We start from the raw sequence: 16404 nt of genomic DNA on the forward strand, positions 1-16404 counted from the left end.
TTCCAATGGCTGCCCCGGCGGCCGAAGCAAGGAGAACACGATGTCCAACACCCTGTTTATCACCGGCGCGACCTCCGGTTTTGGTGAAGCCTGTGCCCGTCGTTTTGCCGAGGCCGGCTGGAAACTGGTGCTGACCGGTCGTCGTGAAGAACGCCTCAACGCGCTGTGCGCCGAGCTGTCGAAGCAGACCGAAGTGCATGGCCTGGTGCTGGACGTGCGTGATCGCAAGGCGATGGAGGAGGCGATTGCCAACCTGCCGCCGTCGTTCGCCAAACTGCGTGGCCTGATCAACAACGCCGGGCTGGCGCTGGGCGTGGACCCTGCACCGAAGTGCGACCTCGACGATTGGGACACCATGGTCGACACCAACGTCAAAGGCCTGATGTACAGCACTCGTCTGTTGTTGCCACGCCTGATCGCCCACGGTCGTGGCGCCGGCATCATCAACCTCGGCTCCATCGCCGGTAACTACCCGTACCCGGGCAGCCACGTTTACGGCGCGACCAAGGCGTTCGTTAAACAGTTCTCGCTGAACCTGCGTTGCGACCTGCAGGGCACTGGCGTGCGCGTCAGCAACATCGAGCCGGGCCTGTGCGAGAGCGAGTTCTCGCTGGTGCGTTTCGCCGGTGATCAGGCGCGTTACGACGCGACCTACGCCGGTGCCGAGCCGATCCAGCCGCAGGACATCGCCGAGACGATTTTCTGGGTGCTGAATGCGCCGGCGCACATCAACATCAACAGCCTTGAGCTGATGCCGGTGAGCCAGACCTGGGCCGGTTTTGCCATCGAGCGTAACAAGGCTTGATACGGTTTTGCCCTCTTCGCCAGTCTGCTGGCGAAGAGGGCAAATCGGCCAAATTCTGGCAGTAAGGTAGACTCACTCCTCAACAACCCCACCGCACCCTGCGGTTTTCAAGGTTTTTCGAGGAGTCAAAGTGAGTAACCGAGGTGAGCAGTCGCTGCTCAAACAATCGACCATCCTGATGTTGGCCGTGTCGATCGCCGGGATCGTCACCGGTTTTGTTTCGGGTTCCCAGTCCATCCTGTTCGATGGCTTTTTTTCGCTGATTGCCACCTTCATCAAAGTCCTGATGCTGATCACCGCGAAGCTGATTGCCAAGCAAAGCAACCAGCGCTTCCAGTTCGGTTTCTGGCATCTGGAGCCGATGGTGCTGCTGATCGAGGGCAGTTTCCTGCTGCTGATCGCGATCTACGCGTTTCTCAACGGCGTGTTCGGCATCATCAACGGCGGTCGTGAGATCGAACTGGGGCTGGTGATCATCTACGCGGCGGTATTCACCGTTGTCGAGTTCGCCTACTTCTTCTACGTCCGGCACCGCAATCGCAAGCTCAAGTCGAGCCTGATCCAGTTCGACAACATCAGCTGGCTGGTGGACGCGATGCTGTCGGTGGGCCTGTTGATCAGTTTCCTCGCGGCGTTGCTGCTCAAGTCCCAGGGTTATGGCGAGTGGGCGAAGTTCGTCGACCCGCTGATCCTCATCGTGCTGGGCCTGACCATGCTGCCGCCGGCCTTCAAGATCCTTGGCCCGGCGCTGCGTGACGTGCTCGGTATTGCGCCGGACACGCTGGATGAGCAGGTGCGCGAGGTGATGGAGGCGGCGAAGGTCGAGCATGGTTTCGACGATTACGTGTCCTATGTGCAGAAGCACGGGCGGGCGCGGTTTATCGAAATTCATGTGGTGTTGCCGGCGGATTACCGGCTGCAGAGCGTCGGCCAGCTGGATGTGCTGCGGGAGGAGATTTCCGCGAAGCTGGGCAAACCGGACGCGGCGCGCTGGCTGACCATCAGCTTCACTGGCGACAGGAAGTGGATTGCCTGATGTTTCGGGGCGAGGGAGCAGGCTCCCTCGCCACAGATGTCAGCTCAGATAGTCAGCGATGCCGCGATAGCAGGTCGCCAAGTGATACGGCGTGGTCGACGGCATGTCCTTGCGGCTGACCTCGCCCTGATCGTCACGGCACTCGTGCCAGCCGCCGGCGTGCAGGAAGCGCTGTTGCAGCGCCTGCAACTGGCGCAGCACCGCGCTTTCACTGCCCGGACGCAAGGTCAGGGCGCGCAGGTATTCGGCCTGGGCCCAGATACGCTGGGTCGAATCCTTCCCGTGTCCTTGCGGATCGAGCATGGCCAGCACCGCACCGGTGTCGGCCTCGACGCCCTGTTGTTCGGTGAAGGCAAACGCACGATCCAGTGCCGCGTGCAGCTTCGAACCGCGCAACAGCGGCGAGGATTCCAGCAGGAAATGCCATTCGAACTGATGCCCCGGCTCAAACCAGTTATCCACAGCTCCCAGCGGCTTTTCCATCAACACGCCCTGTTGCGGTTCGATGAAGCGTTTGTGCATGGCTGTGCATAACTCGCTCAGCGCCTGCCGGGTCTGGGGATCTTCGCGCACGGCCAGCGTGGCCAGGAAGGCTTCGGCCAGGTGCATCAGCGGGTTTTGCAGCGGGCCGGTTTCCAGCGTGATCCAGTCGCGGTCGAGGCAGGCTTCGTAGAGGCCGTCGCCCGTTGCGAATCGTCGGCCGATCACTTCCAGCGCGGCGTTCAGGGTCGATTCCACCAACGGTTCGCGAGACTTGTCCCAATAGTGGGCGCAGGCGAACAGGATAAAGGCGTGGGTATAGAGGTCCTTGCGCTGATCCAGCGGTTTGCCCTGCGGATCGATGCTGTAGAACCAGCCGCCGTGCTCGGCATCATGAAAGTGCCGTTGCAGGGAGCGAAACAGCGCAGCCGCGCGGACTTCGGCGTTATCCACAACCCCGATCAGGCTGGAAAACAGGTACAGCTGCCGTGCGCAGGCCATCGCTCGGTAGCGCTGCGGTGGCAGCGGCTGATGCGCGGCGTCCAGCGCCTCGTAAGGCAACGCCATGTCGGCGTTCCAGCCCGGTCCTTGCCAGAGGGGCACGATCACGTTCAGAAAGTGCTGTTGCACTTCACCGAACAGGGCGGTCAATTCAGGCAGGGAGGTGGAGCGGGAAGCGTGGGGCATGGGCGGACGTCGTCACGGCAGGGGCGATTGCGCGACATGGTAGCAGAGAGTGGCGATCGATCGTTCCCGCGCCATGCGCGGGAACGATCAGAGGTGCCATTCAGCCGGCCAGCAACCACGCGCCCGTCACCGCCGAAGCCGCTCCGGCCAGTCGTACCAGCGGCGCGGCCGCCTGAGGCAGAAAACGCACGACGGCATAACCCGCCGCATGCAGGGCCGCCGTCGCGACCACGAAACCTGCGGCATATGCCCAAGGGCTCGACATGTCCGGCAACTCCAGGCCGTGGGCCACGCCATGGAACAACGCAAACAGCGCCGTTGCCGCCACCGCCATCACCAGTGGTGGACGCACCGCCAGTGCCACCGCCAGACCCAGCGCCAGCACCGAGGCGGCAATCCCGCTTTCCAGCGCCGGCAATTCCAGCCCTTCAAACCCGAGCAAACCGCCGATCAGCATGGTGCCGACGAAGGTGCAGGGCAACGCCCAGCGTGCCGCGCCTCGCTGCTGCGCCGCCCACAGCCCGACGGCCACCATCGCCAGCAAATGGTCGAGGCCGCCGATCGGGTGGCTGATGCCGGCCACCAGCCCAGAGTCGCCGTGGCCGGGGTGGGCGAAGACCAGAGCGGGTGTCAGCAGCAGTGCGACGGCGCCGAGAATGCGTTTGAGTGTCATGAATAAGCTTCCTTGTTGATCAGTGAATCAGGCTGCGGTCAGCAGGCCCTGGCGTTCGATGAAGGCGATGATGTCTTCCAGGCCCTGACCGGTTTTCTGGTTGCTGAACACGAACGGCTTGCCGTTGCGCATGCGTTGGGTGTCGCTGTTCATCATCTCCAGCGAGGCGCCGACCAGTGGCGCGAGGTCGATCTTGTTGATCACCAGCAGGTCGGATTTGCAAATGCCGGGCCCGCCCTTGCGCGGCAGCTTGTCGCCGGCCGAAACGTCGATCACGTAGATGGTCAGGTCGGACAGCTCCGGGCTGAAGGTTGCTGACAGGTTGTCGCCACCGGACTCCACCAGAATCAGGTCCAGCCCCGGAAAACGCCGGTTCAGTTGATCCACCGCTTCGAGGTTGATCGAGGCGTCTTCGCGTATCGCCGTGTGCGGGCAGCCACCGGTTTCCACGCCGATGATGCGCTCCGGCGCCAGCGCTTCGTTGCGCACCAGAAAATCGGCGTCTTCGCGGGTGTAGATGTCGTTGGTGACTACGGCCAGGTTGTAGCGCTCGCGCAGGGCCAGGCACAGGGCCAGGGTCAACGCGGTCTTGCCGGAACCGACCGGGCCGCCGATGCCGACGCGCAGGGGTTGTGTGTTCATGTGATTCTCCAGATAAAAGGCCCTAGGAACGGAACAGACGGCTGTACTGGCGCTCATGGGCCATGCACGCCAGGGACAGACCGAACGCGGCGCTGCCGAGGTGTTCGGGATTGATTCGGGTGGCGTCCTGCTGCGCCTGTTGCAGCAGCGGCAGCAGTTCGCTGGTCAGACGCTGGGCGGCTTGCTGGCCCAGCGGCAGGGTTTTCATCAGCACCGCGAGCTGGTTTTCCAGCCAGCTCCACAGCCACGCGGCGAGAGCGTCCTGCGGGCTGATCTGCCAGGCGCGGGCCGCCAGTGCCCAGCACAGGGCCAGGTGCGGCTCGGCGCAGTGTTCGAGAAAGTCCCGCGCGGGCTGATCGAGTTCGGGCAGGCCGTTGAGCAATTGCTGCAACGAGTAGCCCATCTGCCGGCTTTCCAGATGCAGTTCGCGGGTTTCGCGGCTGGCGCGGTGGCTTTCGCAGAGCTTGCGCAATTCATCCCAGTGTTCGTCCGCGGCGGCCTGGCAATGGGCGAGCAGCATGGGCGCTTCGAACCGCGCGAGGTTGAGCAGCAATTGATCGCTGATCCAGCGGCGGGCGCTGTCCGGGCTGTCGACGCGGCCGTTATCCACAGCCATTTCCAGGCCCTGGGAATAGCTGTAGCCGCCAATCGGCAATTGCGGACTGGCCAGGCGCAGCAGCGCCCAGGCCGGGTTCACAAACGGACGCCGAACTGATGGAGTTTCGGCGCGTAGTTGAAGTCTTCGTCACCGTGCCGCGAATGGTGATGGCCGCCACCGTAGGCGCCGTGTTCCGGCTGGAACGGCGCTTCGATCGATTCCACGGCGGCGCCGAGCTGTTCAAGCATCGCCTTGAGCACGTAATCGTCGAGCAGGCGCAACCAGCCGTCACCGACTTGCAGCGCCACATGGCGATTGCCCAGGTGATAGGCCGCACGGGTCAGTTCAAAGGCGTTGGCGCAGGTGACGTGCAGCAATTGTTCGGGGCGGGCGCAGACCCGGACGATCCGGCCATCTTCGGCTTGCAGGCATTCGCCGTCATACAGTGGAGGCTGACCGCGCTCCAGAAACAGTCCGACGTCTTCGCCTTCGGCACTGAAACAGCGCAGGCGGCTTTTGCTCCTGGCTTCGAAGGTCAGGTGCAACTCGGCGGCCCAGACGGGTTGGGGGTCGATTCTGCGATGAATCACCAGCATCGGAAAGCTTCCAGCAGTGGACAATGCTCAGGCTAGAGCAAGGGGCTTGCCAATCGGACGAAGCGTAGGAAAACCCTGTCGGAGACGAGTGGATGTTTCAAGATGTTGCAGGATTGTGGGGTGTTTTGGTGCATGAAGTTTTTTACATGCACCAATTTGCGGCGCAAAAAAAATCGCAGCTTCAGGCTGCGATTTTTTGCTTTCTCACTCGGTACTGCCGAGTCCTTGCCAGTGCTTCAACCCGATAAAGATGAAGCGCAGCTGCTGGGTGATCTTCGCCTGTGGCGTCAGATGTTCGGGCAACGCTTCGGCGGGCGGGTCGATGATGTCCGGCAGGGTGGCGAACACCGACTTGACGATCAGGTCGGCCATCACGCTCAGGCCCTCGCGATTGAGGTGCTGGAGCTTGGGCATCAAGGCCAGATCCGCCGCCAGGTCGGAGCTGATGTCCTCCCGCAAACGGCCAATGGCCTGACGCACCGGCAACGATCCGCCGTACTGCTCGCGGGCCAGAAACAGGAATTGCGAGCGGTTGGCGCTGACCACGTCGAGGAAGATCCGCACCGACGCATCGATGATGCCGCCCATGACGAATTCGTTGTGGCGTACCAGGCGGATGGTTTCGCGGAAGGTCTGACCGACTTCGCTGACCAGTACCAGGCCGAGTTCGTCCATGTCGGCGAAATGCCGATAGAAACCGGTGGGCACGATGCCGGCGGTTTTCGTCACTTCACGCAGGCTCAGGCTGCCGAATCCTCGGCCGCTTTCCATCAAGTGGCGGGCAGCGTCCATCAGGGCGTTGCGGGTCTGTTGTTTCTGTTCGGCGCGGGGCAGCATCGCAAGGGTGTGTTCTTAGGCAAGACAAGCGCCGCACTCTAGCAAATCGGCTTTGTCGGCGTCGAACGGCAGCGGGGGAGATGGAGCAGGGAAATCGCGACTTCTTTATACAGGCTGTTGAAAAGTCAAAAGCCCAATCCGGGGATTGGGCTTTTTTTCCAGGCCGCCATGGGCTTAGCTCAAAGCACTGTTGCGTTCGATCACACGGTCACCACCACCTTCGGCCAAAGTTTGACCTTGTGGGGTTTTGTCGTAGCCGTCAGCAGCCAGGGTTTGACCTTGTGGAGTGCGGTCGCCGCCGTCAGAAGCCAGAGTCTGGCCTTGTGGGGTACGGTCGCCACCGTCAGATGCCAGGGTTTGACCTTGTGGAGTGCGATCCGAACCGTCTTGAACCAGACCTTTCTCTTCCAGACGATCACGGCCGCCTTCAGCTACGGTTTGACCCTGTGGGGTTTTGTCATAGCCATCTTGAACCAGACCTTTTTCTTCCAGACGGTTGCGACCGTTTTCAGCCAGGGTCTGGCCTTGTGGAGTGCGGTCCGAGCCATCAGCGGCAACAGTTTGGCTGAACACCGAGTGGCTGGATTTCACTTGCGGGGTAGCCTGTTCGGCAGCTGGCAGGGCGAAAGCGGTGCTGGCCAGCATCGAGAGGGTAAGACTGAACAGAAGTTGGCGTTTCATGATGGGTTGCTCCTTGGGAGGGCGATAAAGTGGGTACGAGGGCAATGCTACTCTCGATAAGTCGATATAAAAGTTCATAAACACAATGGTAATAATCAACAGAATTGATTGTTCGCTTGGGAGGCTCTAGCTCGGGCGTTTCAGGCGGGCGGTTTTGCACTGCGGTGGGTATTTTCCACCCACTCGCGCCCCGCAAAAGTGCGGGGCCGGTAACGCCAACTCGACCGATCGGTCAGAATGGCGACCGTTTTTTCCCCTCGATGGGGCTTTGGATTAAACCTGCGGGCTGTTTGTCAGTCACAGATTTCATGAGGGCCATCACGGCCCGTCGTTTCAGCTGCGTCGTGCCAATGGATGCAGTCGTCTTCAGGAGCTTTGTGCAATGACGCGCACGCGTAAAATCTTCGCCTGGACCTTCGCCACCCTCGTGCTGCTTCTGGCAGTGCTGGTGTTGATCATCGTGTTCTTCGACTGGAACCGGATCAAACCGCCGCTCAACGCCAAGGTTTCGGAAGAACTGCATCGACCGTTCGCCATCAACGGCAACCTGTCGGTGGTCTGGCGGCGTGAACTCGACGAGGGCGGCTGGCGCGCCTGGGTGCCGTGGCCGCACGTGGTGGCCGAAGACCTGACGCTGGGCAATCCGGACTGGTCGAAGCAGCCGCAGATGGTCACCCTGAAAAGGGTCGAGCTGCGCATCTCGCCACTGGCCTTGCTGGCGCAACGGGTGACGATCCCGCGTATCGACCTGACCGAACCCAATGCGCAATTGCAGCGCCTGGCCGACGGCCGCGCCAACTGGACCTTCAAGTTCGATCCCAAGGACCCGAATGCCGAGCCGTCGAACTGGGTGGTCGACATCGGCGCCATCGGTTTCGACAAGGGCCACGTCACCTTGGATGACCAGACCCTCAAGACCAACCTCGATCTGTTGATCGATCCGCTGGGCAAGCCGATTCCGTTCAGCGACATCGTCGGCGACAAGGCCGCGAAAACCGCACAGGACAAGGGCGGTGCACCGCAGGATTACGCCTTCGGCCTGAAAGTCACCGGCCAGTACCACGGCCAGAAACTCGCCGGCCAGGGCAAGATCGGCGGTCTGCTGGCTCTGCAGGACGCGAGCAAACCGTTCCCGTTGCAGGCCCAGGCGAAGATCGGCGATACCAGCGTCGAACTCGCCGGCACCCTGACCGATCCGCTGAACCTCGGTGCCCTCGACCTGCGCCTGAAACTGGCGGGCGCCAGCCTCGGCAATCTGTATCCGCTGACCGGCGTGACCCTGCCGGACACCCCGCCGTACGCCACCGACGGCCATTTGATCGCCAAGCTGCATGAGCCGGGCGGGGCGCAATTTCGCTATGAACAGTTCAACGGCAAGATCGGCAGCAGCGACATCCATGGCGATCTGGCCTACGTCGCCAGTCAGCCACGGCCTAAGCTGAGTGGCGCGCTGCTGTCCAATCAACTGCTTTTTGCCGACCTTGCGCCGCTGATCGGTGCCGACTCCAATGCCAAGCAGAAGGCCCGTGGCGGCGAAAGCAAGCAGCCGGCGGACAAGGTGTTGCCGGTGGAGGAGTTCAAGACCGAGCGCTGGCGTGACATGGACGCTGACGTCGAATTCACCGGCAAGCGCATCGTCCACAGTGAGGAACTGCCGTTCACCGACCTCTATACCCACCTGAAACTCAACGACGGCGAACTGAGTCTGGAGCCGCTGCGTTTCGGCGTGGCCGGCGGCAACCTCGACGCGCAGATCCGCCTCAACGGGCGCACCGAACCGCTGGAAGGCCGGGCCAAACTGACCGCGCGCAAGTTCAAGCTCAAACAGCTGTTCCCGACCTTCGAACCGATGAAGACCAGTTTCGGCGAGCTCAACGGTGATGCCGATATCGCCGGTCGCGGCAACTCGGTGGCCAAACTGCTGGGCGGCGCCAACGGCAACCTGAAGATGCTGATCAACGACGGCGCCATCAGTCGCGAGTTGATGGAGCTGGCGGGGCTCAACGTCGGCAACTACGTGGTCGGCAAGATCTTTGGCGACAAGGAAGTGAAGATCAACTGCGCGGCCGCGGACTTCGACATCAAGACCGGCCTGGCGAGTACGCGGCTGTTTGTGTTCGATACGGAGAACGCAATCATCTACATCGACGGCACGGCGAACATGGCCACCGAGCAACTGGATCTGACGGTGACGCCGGAATCCAAGGGCTGGCGTTTGATTTCCCTGCGTTCGCCGTTGTACGTGCGCGGCAAGTTCATCAAGCCGGATGCCGGGGTCAAAGCGGTGCCGCTGATTCTGCGCGGGGCGGGGATGGTGGCGCTGGGTGTGATCGCTGCACCGGCGGCGGGACTGCTGGCGCTGGTGGCGCCGAGTGGTGGCGAGCCTAACCAGTGCGCGCCGTTGCTGGAGCAGATGAAGGCGGGCAAGGCACCGGTGACGGTCAAACCCACCAAGTAATCGCTGCAACTCAGATCGTTCCCAAGCAGAGCGTGGGAACGATCGGTCAGCGGGGTTAGCGGGGATTAGAGGTCTTTCAGGATATCGGCCATGTCATCCGCATGCTCTTCTTCCTGAGCCAGGATGTCTTCGAAGATCCGGCGCGTGGTCGGGTCCTTTTCACCGATGTACTGGATGATCTCGCGATAGCTGTCGATAGCGATCCGCTCGGCCACCAGGTCTTCGTAAACCATTTCCTTCAAGGTGTTGCCGGCCACGTATTGCGCGTGGGACATCTTCGACAGCAGGTCAGGGTTGAACTCGGGCTCGCCGCCCAGTTGCACGATGCGCTCGGCGAGACGGTCGGCATGTTCGGCTTCCTGAGTGGCGTGCTCGAGGAACTCGTCGGCGGCGACGTTGGCTTTCAGGCCGTTGGCCATGAAGTAGTGGCGCTTGTAGCGCAGGACGCAGACCAGTTCGGTGGCCAGCGATTCGTTGAGCAGGCGTAGCACTTCTTCACGGTTGGCGCTGTAGCTTTCGGTCACAGCGCCATTTTCCACGTGCTGGCGTGCGCGCTCGCGCAGGGTTTGAACATCAGACAAATGCAGGTCACTCATTTCAGTCTCCTGGAGGCTAATCCGATTGGCGTCACGTTCTGCTGACGTGATCGTTACCAGGTTGTGAGTGACGGACGCTGCAAAAAGTTTTGTCGGATTCAGCGTGGGACATGCCCGGAAAGCTGCGCCTCTTCGCGCAGCCAGGCAAAAAACGCTTTCACCGGTGGATGGCGCTCACGGCCCGGTACGCAAAGCGCGCTGTAACCGGCGCCATCGACCTGCACCTCGCCCTGGTATGGCACCAGCAGTCCGCTGGCGACACTTTCCGACACCAGAATATTGCTCGCCAGCACCAGGCCCTGTCCGGCGATGGCCGCTTGCAACGCGTAATGCTCTTCGTCGTATTCGCGGACGGCCGGATGCTGATTCAACCAGTTCTCGCCTGACTGCGCGCACCATGCCTCCCAGCCGTGGGCGTAGAGCTTCGAGTTGTGCCAGCGCACGCTGATCAACGCCGGGGTGCGACGGGCGGCCAGCGCCACTTGCTCCGGCGAGCCGTACACGCCGAACGACTCATCGAACAGGCACAACCCGTAGAGGTTCGGGTAGTCGTCGAGGCTGTAGCGCAGCACCAGATCGACGCTGGCGTCCTGATGCAGGTCGATCACTTCGCAATGGGTGTCGAGTCGCACATTGATGTTCGGATGCTTCGCGTAAAACCGCCCCAGTCGCGGCACCAGCCACAGCGCGGCGAATGCGGCGGTGGTCGACAGCGTCAGGCTGCTGCCGCTGCGTTGCGGGCGCAGGGTGTCGACGCTTTGCGCCACTTCCAGAAACGCGCCATGCAGGCTGCGAAACAGCCGTTCGCCGCCCTCGGTCAGGCGCACCTGACGCGGCAGGCGTTCGAACAGCGCCACGCCGAGCCAGTCCTCCAGCGTGCGGATCTGATGGGAAATCGCCGTCGGCGTCACCGCCAGTTCTTCGGCGGCCGCCTTAAAGCTCAGCAGGCGTGAGGCGGATTCGAACGCGCGCAGGGCGGTCAGGGGCAAGGCTGCGAACATGAAAGCTCCACGGATGAAATCAATTCATCCCGACTGATTTTTGCTCATTTGAGGCAACGACTGAATGGCAGCAATCTGGCGCCACACAGTCACTCAAGTCTAGTCCCAAGGAGATTCAGATGAGCAAAATTCTTGCGATCCATGCCAGCCCTCGTGGTGAGCGTTCCCATTCGCGGCGTCTGGCGGAAAGTTTTCTCAGCGCCTGGCAAGTCCGTCATCCACAGGCTCAGGTCACCCGACGTGAGGTTGGGCGGGCGTTGATTCCGGCAGTGAATGAAGCGTTTGTCGCGGCGGCGTTTTATCCGGAGCCCGAGGCTCGGCCGCTGACGATGCAGGCCGATCTGGCGCTCAGCGATCAACTGGTGGGCGAGTTGTTCGATCACGATCTGTTGCTGATTTCCACGCCGATGTACAACTTCAACGTGCCCAGCGGCCTGAAGGCCTGGGTCGATCAAATCGTCCGTCTGGGTCTGACGTTCGACCATACCCTGGACAACGGCATCGCCCAGTACACGCCGCTGCTGCACGGCAAAAAGGCGTTGATCGTCACCAGTCGCGGCGGTTTCGGATTCGGCCCGGGCGGTGAGCTGGAGGCGCTTAACCACGCCGATCCATGGCTGCGCACCGCGCTGGGCTTCATCGGCATCAACGACGTCACGGTGGTCGCGGCCGAGGGCGAGGAATCCGCCGAGCGCACCTTCGCGGTGTCGGTGGCCGAGGCCGAGCAGCGCTTGCTCGATCTCGCCCGGGAGTTCTAGGTGGCCTGGCTGTTTCTGCTGATCGCGGCCGGGTTCGAGGTCACCTTCGCCATGGGCATGAAGTACGCCGAGGGTTTCACCCGGCTCTGGCCGTCGCTGATCACCGTGGTTGCGGCGGTGGGCGGGATCTACTTCCTGACCCTGGCGATGCGCGAGTTGCCGGTGAGCATCGCTTATCCGATCTGGACCGCCATCGGTTCGCTCGGCACGGTGTTTCTCGGTTTCGCGCTGCTGGGCGAGAGCCTGACGCTGGTGAAGTTGCTGTCGGTGGGGCTGATTGTGGCGGGGGTGGTGGGGCTGAAGTAGGCTGGTCGTGGAGTTGTCATCATCGAGGAGGATGCTTGGCGGGCGTTTTGCACGCCCTGCATCCACTCACCGACCACAAGGATGTTTGCCCATGTCGCAAGATTCGGCCACACGTTATCCACTGGTGCTGGTGCCGGGAATGCTCGGTTTCATCCGTCTGGTGCTGTACCCGTACTGGTACGGGATCATCAAAGCGTTGCGCCGGGGTGGTGCGACGGTGATTGCGGTGCAGGTGTCGCCGCTCAATTCCACCGAAGTACGCGGCGAGCAGTTGCTGGCGCGCATCGATGAAATCCTGCGTGAGACCGGCGCGGCCAAGGTCAATCTGTTCGGCCATAGCCAAGGCTCGCTGACGGCGCGTTATGCGGCGGCCAAGCGTCCGGATCTGGTGGCCTCAGTCACGTCGGTGGCCGGGCCCAATCACGGTTCGGAACTGGCCGACTATCTGGCGAAACACTATCCGGCGGACAGCGCCAAGGGCCGCATTCTGGAAGCGCTGTTGCGTTTTGTCGGCTGGCTGATGGCGCTGCTGGAAACCGGTTACCACGGGCCGAAACTGCCGGTGGATATCCACGCCTCGCACCATTCCCTGACCACCGAAGGCGTGGCGCTGTTCAACCAGCGTTATCCACAGGGTCTGCCCGAAACCTGGGGCGGGCACGGGCCGGAAGAGGTCAACGGCGTGCGTTATTACTCGTGGTCCGGCACCTTGCAGCCGGGCAAGACCGATCGCGGCGGCAACCTGTTCGACGGCACCAACCGCAGTTGCCGGTTGTTCGCCAAAACCTTCGTGCGTGAGCCGGGGCAGTGCGACGGCATGGTCGGACGCTACAGCTCGCACCTGGGCACGGTCATCGGCGATGACTACCCGATGGATCACTTCGACATCGTCAACCAGTCGCTGGGTCTGGTTGGCAAAGGCGCGGATCCGGTGCGGCTGTTCGTCGAGCATGCCGCGCGGTTGAAAGCCGCCGGGGTCTAGGCGGCGCTCGGGGTGCGGGAGCGACCGAGGACGGTGGTCCAGCGCTCGGAAAGAATCACCCCGCCCAGCGTCAGCAAGCCACCGACCAGGTGATACATCGCCAGTTGTTCCTTCAATACCACCGCTGCAATCAGCGCGGTGATCAACGGCAGCAGGTTGAAGAACAGCGTGGTTCGGCTTGGCCCCAGACGCTGTACGGCCTGCATCCACGCCAGCGGTGCGAGCATCGAGGCCAGCAGGCACGCGTACAGCACCAGCGGAATGTTCTGCAGGGTCAGGCCGGTTTTCGGCGACGCGGCGTACAGCGGAAACAGCACCACCACCGCCACCAGCACCTGCAAATACAGCAACACCAGCGGCGGCAGGCGCAGCTGCCATTTTTTCAGCAGGGTGCTGTAGATCGCATAGGCGAGGGTGGCGATCAGCATCATCGCGTCGCCCAGGTTCACCCCGTGTTGCAGCAGTGCGCCGAGGCTGCCGGACGACACCACCACCAGCACACCGGCGAATGAAAGTACGGCACCGACCAGCGCGCCGGCGGTCAGGCGCTGGCCGAGGCTGATGATCGCCATGGCCAGCGACATCAGCGGCATCAGCGAGAGGATGATGCCCATGTTGGTGGCGCTGGTCATGGTCGCGGCGAAGTAGGCCAGGCTCTGGTAGACCGCCATGCCGAGCACGCCGAGGATGAAAATCTTGCCCAGGTTCGGGCGGATCTGCGGCCAGTGCGCAATTACTTTTTTGAGCATGAACGGCGTGAACAGCAGACCGGCGAGCAGCCAGCGGTAGAAGCCGATCTCGGCGGGAAAGATCGCGCCAACGGCCAGCTTGTTGATCACGGTGTTGCCGGCCCAGATAAAAATCGCCAGCAGGGGAAACGCGTATTGCATGGGAGGAGAAACCAGTACGTTGATGAACGATGATTATCCCCTGTCTGGATGCAGGCCTATACTGCGAACCGGACAACCCGCCCCTGATTCCGGACAGCATGAACAGTAAACACATCGATCTGCTGGATTTCAGCGAACTGCCGTCGGCGGTGTATTTCCGCTATGCCGACTTCAACGCCCATGAATACGCCGCGCCGCACCGCCATCCGTGGGGCACGCTGGAGTACGCGGCCCACGGCGTGCTGCACATGGATGTCGATGGCAGCCGCTTCATGTCGCCGCCGCAATACGCGGTGTGGGTGCCGCCGCAGGTCGAGCACAGTTTCTACAGCCATCAACCGGTCAACTATCGGGCGGTCTGTCTGGCGCCGGATGTCTGTTCCGATTTGCCGGCGCAGGCCTGCACCCTGGCGATCAGCGACATTCTTAAGGCGATCCTCAAGGACTTCGCCGCTCGCGATGTGAAGATTCCGGCGTTTGAAGCTGACCAGCGTCTGGCCCAGGTGCTGGTGGATCAACTGCGCCAGGCGCCGGTTCACCAATGCTATCTGCCCTACGCCAGCAGCCCCGGATTGCTGACCATCCTCGAAACCCTGCAGGCCGAGCCCGGCAACAACGAACCGCTGGCGCACTGGGCGGCGCAAGTGCATGTCAGCGAGCGCACCCTTGCCCGGCAATTTGTGCGGGAGCTGGGGATGAGTTTCGGCGAATGGCGCCAGCGGCTGCGTTATCTCGCGGCGATCGAGGCGCTGGAGTCGGCGCGCAGTGTGCAGGAGATCGCGTTCGACCTTGGTTACAGCAGCGGCTCGGCCTTCATCGCCATGTTCGCCCGGCAGGCCGGATGCACGCCGGAGCAATACCGGCGCAGCCATCTTGAAGGCAGGAAGGTGTAACAAGCTTTGACTACACTCAGCCGGAGGCCGCCTCCATCGAGGCGGCGCCAAGGAGAAAACTCCATGAAGATGCTGCGTGTCCCTTTGTTGATGATCGGTCTGCTGCTGTGCTCCCAGGGTTTCGCCGCCACGGCGCAACAGAACAAGATGACCACCTGCAACGCCGACGCCACGGCCAAGAGCCTCAAGGGTGACGAGCGCAAAGCCTTCATGAGCACCTGCCTCAAGGCAGCGCCGGCGGCCAACGACGCCAAGGCGTTGACCCCGCAGCAGGAAAAGATGAAAACCTGTAATGCCGATGCCAAGACCAAGGCGCTGACGGGGGATGCGCGCAAGACCTTCATGAGTGATTGCCTGAAGAAAAAATAAGATCGACAGATCGCAGCGAGCGGCAGGGCATCCGCTCGCTTCGGCGCCGGATCGCTGGCAGACTGCCAATCCTTTTACGCCGTTCGTTTTGAGGCTGTATGCCAACGTTTTCTGAGCGTCATGTAGTGTTCTGGGTCAGTTGCATCATCATTTTCGGCGGTCTGTTGCTGGTGTTGCCATTGCGTTTGCTGCCCAGCCTGCTGGCCGGGTTGCTGGTGTTCGAACTGGTCAACATGCTCACCCCGCAACTGCAACGGCTGATCGAAGGCCGGCGCGCGCGCTGGCTGGCGGTGGCGCTGCTGGGCACGCTGGTGGTGAGTGTGCTGACGCTGATCTTCGCCGGTGCCATCAGCTTCCTGCTGCATGAGGCGGAAAACCCCGGCGCTTCCCTCGACAAATTCATGGGCGTGGTCGACCGCGCGCGCGGGCAGTTGCCGCCGTTCATCGACGCCTACCTGCCGGCCAGCGCTGCCGAGTTTCGGGTGGCCATCGGCGACTGGATGAGCAAACACCTGGCTGACCTGCAACTGGTGGGCAAGGACGCGGCGCACATGTTCGTGACGCTGCTGATCGGCATGGTGCTCGGTGCGATCATCGCCTTGCAGCGCGTGCCGGACGTCACCAAGCGCAAACCCCTGGCGGCTGCGTTGTTCGACCGTCTGCACCTGCTGGTTCAGGCGTTTCGCAACATCGTGTTCGCGCAGATCAAGATTTCCCTGCTCAACACCTTCTTCACCGGGATCTTCCTGGCGGTGATCCTGCCGCTGTTCGGGATCAAGCTGCCGCTGACCAAGACCCTGATCGTGCTGACGTTCCTGCTCGGTCTGCTGCCGGTGATCGGCAACCTGATGTCGAACACGCTGATCACCATCGTCGGCCTGTCGCTGTCGATCTGGGTGGCGATTGCGGCGCTGGGCTACCTGATTTTTATCCACAAGCTGGAATACTTTCTCAACGCGCGCATCGTCGGCGGGCAGATCAGTGCCAAGTCCTGGGAGTTGCTGCTGGCAATGCTGGTGTTCGAGGCCGCGTTCGGCCTGCCGGGAGTGGTGGCTGGGCCGATTTATTACGCGTATCTGAAGAGTGAGTTGAAGCTGGGCGGGATGGTTTAGAAGC

General features: G+C 62.1%; 19 protein-coding genes. 9 read left to right on the forward strand and 10 right to left on the reverse strand.

Annotated elements, in window-relative coordinates; translation table 11 throughout:
- The first annotated feature begins 40 nt into the window (after positions 1–40).
- Complete coding sequence (locus AC1RT4_RS17815; protein ID WP_011332209.1) at positions 41–805, forward strand: SDR family oxidoreductase; 765 nt, start codon at positions 41–43, stop codon at positions 803–805.
- Positions 806–935: 130 nt separating this feature from the next.
- On the forward strand, positions 936–1841 hold the full coding sequence (locus tag AC1RT4_RS17820; protein ID WP_493086644.1) for a cation diffusion facilitator family transporter: 906 nt from the start codon (positions 936–938) through the stop codon (positions 1839–1841).
- A 39-nt stretch (positions 1842–1880) separates the two neighbouring features.
- Here AC1RT4_RS17820 and AC1RT4_RS17825 read toward each other — a convergent pair whose 3' ends face one another.
- The 7 genes from AC1RT4_RS17825 to AC1RT4_RS17855 form a co-directional block, all read right to left on the reverse strand.
- The gene (locus AC1RT4_RS17825) at positions 1881–3008 is read right to left on the reverse strand and encodes an AGE family epimerase/isomerase (protein WP_493086646.1); all 1128 of its coding nucleotides are present in this window, start codon (positions 3006–3008) and stop codon (positions 1881–1883) included.
- A 100-nt stretch (positions 3009–3108) separates the two neighbouring features.
- A complete protein-coding gene (locus AC1RT4_RS17830) occupies positions 3109–3681 on the reverse strand; it encodes a HupE/UreJ family protein (protein WP_493086648.1) in 573 nt (190 codons plus the stop codon).
- Positions 3682–3708: 27 nt separating this feature from the next.
- On the reverse strand, positions 3709–4323 hold the full coding sequence (ureG, locus tag AC1RT4_RS17835; protein ID WP_007950645.1) for an urease accessory protein UreG: 615 nt from the start codon (positions 4321–4323) through the stop codon (positions 3709–3711).
- A 22-nt stretch (positions 4324–4345) separates the two neighbouring features.
- On the reverse strand, positions 4346–5020 hold the full coding sequence (locus AC1RT4_RS17840) for an urease accessory protein UreF (protein WP_039766717.1): 675 nt from the start codon (positions 5018–5020) through the stop codon (positions 4346–4348).
- A complete protein-coding gene (gene ureE / locus AC1RT4_RS17845) occupies positions 5017–5517 on the reverse strand; it encodes an urease accessory protein UreE (RefSeq protein ID WP_007950631.1) in 501 nt (166 codons plus the stop codon). The genes AC1RT4_RS17840 and ureE overlap by 4 nt, the downstream gene beginning before the upstream one ends.
- Before the next feature lie 204 nt (positions 5518–5721).
- The gene (locus AC1RT4_RS17850) at positions 5722–6354 is read right to left on the reverse strand and encodes a TetR family transcriptional regulator (protein WP_007950628.1); all 633 of its coding nucleotides are present in this window, start codon (positions 6352–6354) and stop codon (positions 5722–5724) included.
- A gap of 174 nt (positions 6355–6528) precedes the next feature.
- On the reverse strand, positions 6529–7035 hold the full coding sequence (locus tag AC1RT4_RS17855) for a hypothetical protein (protein WP_127796770.1): 507 nt from the start codon (positions 7033–7035) through the stop codon (positions 6529–6531).
- Positions 7036–7417: 382 nt separating this feature from the next.
- On the opposite strand from AC1RT4_RS17855, the gene AC1RT4_RS17860 reads away from it, so the two are divergent.
- Complete coding sequence (locus AC1RT4_RS17860; protein ID WP_085609210.1) at positions 7418–9493, forward strand: AsmA family protein; 2076 nt, start codon at positions 7418–7420, stop codon at positions 9491–9493.
- A gap of 65 nt (positions 9494–9558) precedes the next feature.
- Here the strand turns inward: AC1RT4_RS17860 and AC1RT4_RS17865 are convergent, their stop codons facing one another.
- Positions 9559–10089, reverse strand: coding sequence for a ferritin-like domain-containing protein (locus AC1RT4_RS17865; protein WP_064379129.1), 531 nt, complete (start codon positions 10087–10089; stop codon positions 9559–9561).
- Positions 10090–10187: 98 nt separating this feature from the next.
- Positions 10188–11090, reverse strand: a complete 903-nt coding sequence (locus AC1RT4_RS17870; RefSeq protein WP_493086652.1) for a LysR substrate-binding domain-containing protein — start codon at positions 11088–11090, stop codon at positions 10188–10190.
- Positions 11091–11209: 119 nt separating this feature from the next.
- Here AC1RT4_RS17870 and AC1RT4_RS17875 point away from each other — a divergent pair, with 119 nt between their 5' ends.
- From AC1RT4_RS17875 to AC1RT4_RS17885, 3 genes are all read left to right on the forward strand, one after another.
- A complete protein-coding gene (locus tag AC1RT4_RS17875; protein WP_085609212.1) occupies positions 11210–11848 on the forward strand; it encodes an FMN-dependent NADH-azoreductase in 639 nt (212 codons plus the stop codon).
- Positions 11849–12154, forward strand: coding sequence for a DMT family transporter (locus AC1RT4_RS17880; RefSeq protein WP_007950617.1), 306 nt, complete (start codon positions 11849–11851; stop codon positions 12152–12154).
- A gap of 91 nt (positions 12155–12245) precedes the next feature.
- Entirely contained in the window at positions 12246–13136 is an 891-nt protein-coding gene (locus tag AC1RT4_RS17885; protein ID WP_493086655.1) for an alpha/beta fold hydrolase, read from the forward strand.
- Here AC1RT4_RS17885 and AC1RT4_RS17890 read toward each other — a convergent pair.
- Complete coding sequence (locus tag AC1RT4_RS17890) at positions 13133–14026, reverse strand: DMT family transporter (RefSeq protein ID WP_273897073.1); 894 nt, start codon at positions 14024–14026, stop codon at positions 13133–13135. The genes AC1RT4_RS17885 and AC1RT4_RS17890 overlap by 4 nt on opposite strands.
- A 98-nt stretch (positions 14027–14124) precedes the next feature.
- Here AC1RT4_RS17890 and AC1RT4_RS17895 point away from each other — a divergent pair, with 98 nt between their 5' ends.
- From AC1RT4_RS17895 to AC1RT4_RS17905, 3 genes are all read left to right on the forward strand, one after another.
- Positions 14125–14919, forward strand: a complete 795-nt coding sequence (locus tag AC1RT4_RS17895) for an AraC family transcriptional regulator (RefSeq protein WP_045121624.1) — start codon at positions 14125–14127, stop codon at positions 14917–14919.
- Between the two features lie 63 nt (positions 14920–14982).
- Complete coding sequence (locus AC1RT4_RS17900; protein ID WP_064379136.1) at positions 14983–15288, forward strand: PsiF family protein; 306 nt, start codon at positions 14983–14985, stop codon at positions 15286–15288.
- Between the two features lie 98 nt (positions 15289–15386).
- Positions 15387–16400, forward strand: a complete 1014-nt coding sequence (locus AC1RT4_RS17905; protein WP_493086658.1) for an AI-2E family transporter — start codon at positions 15387–15389, stop codon at positions 16398–16400.
- Positions 16401–16404: the final 4 nt, after the last annotated feature.

This window comes from Pseudomonas sp. GW821-FHT11D10, assembly GCF_058808435.1.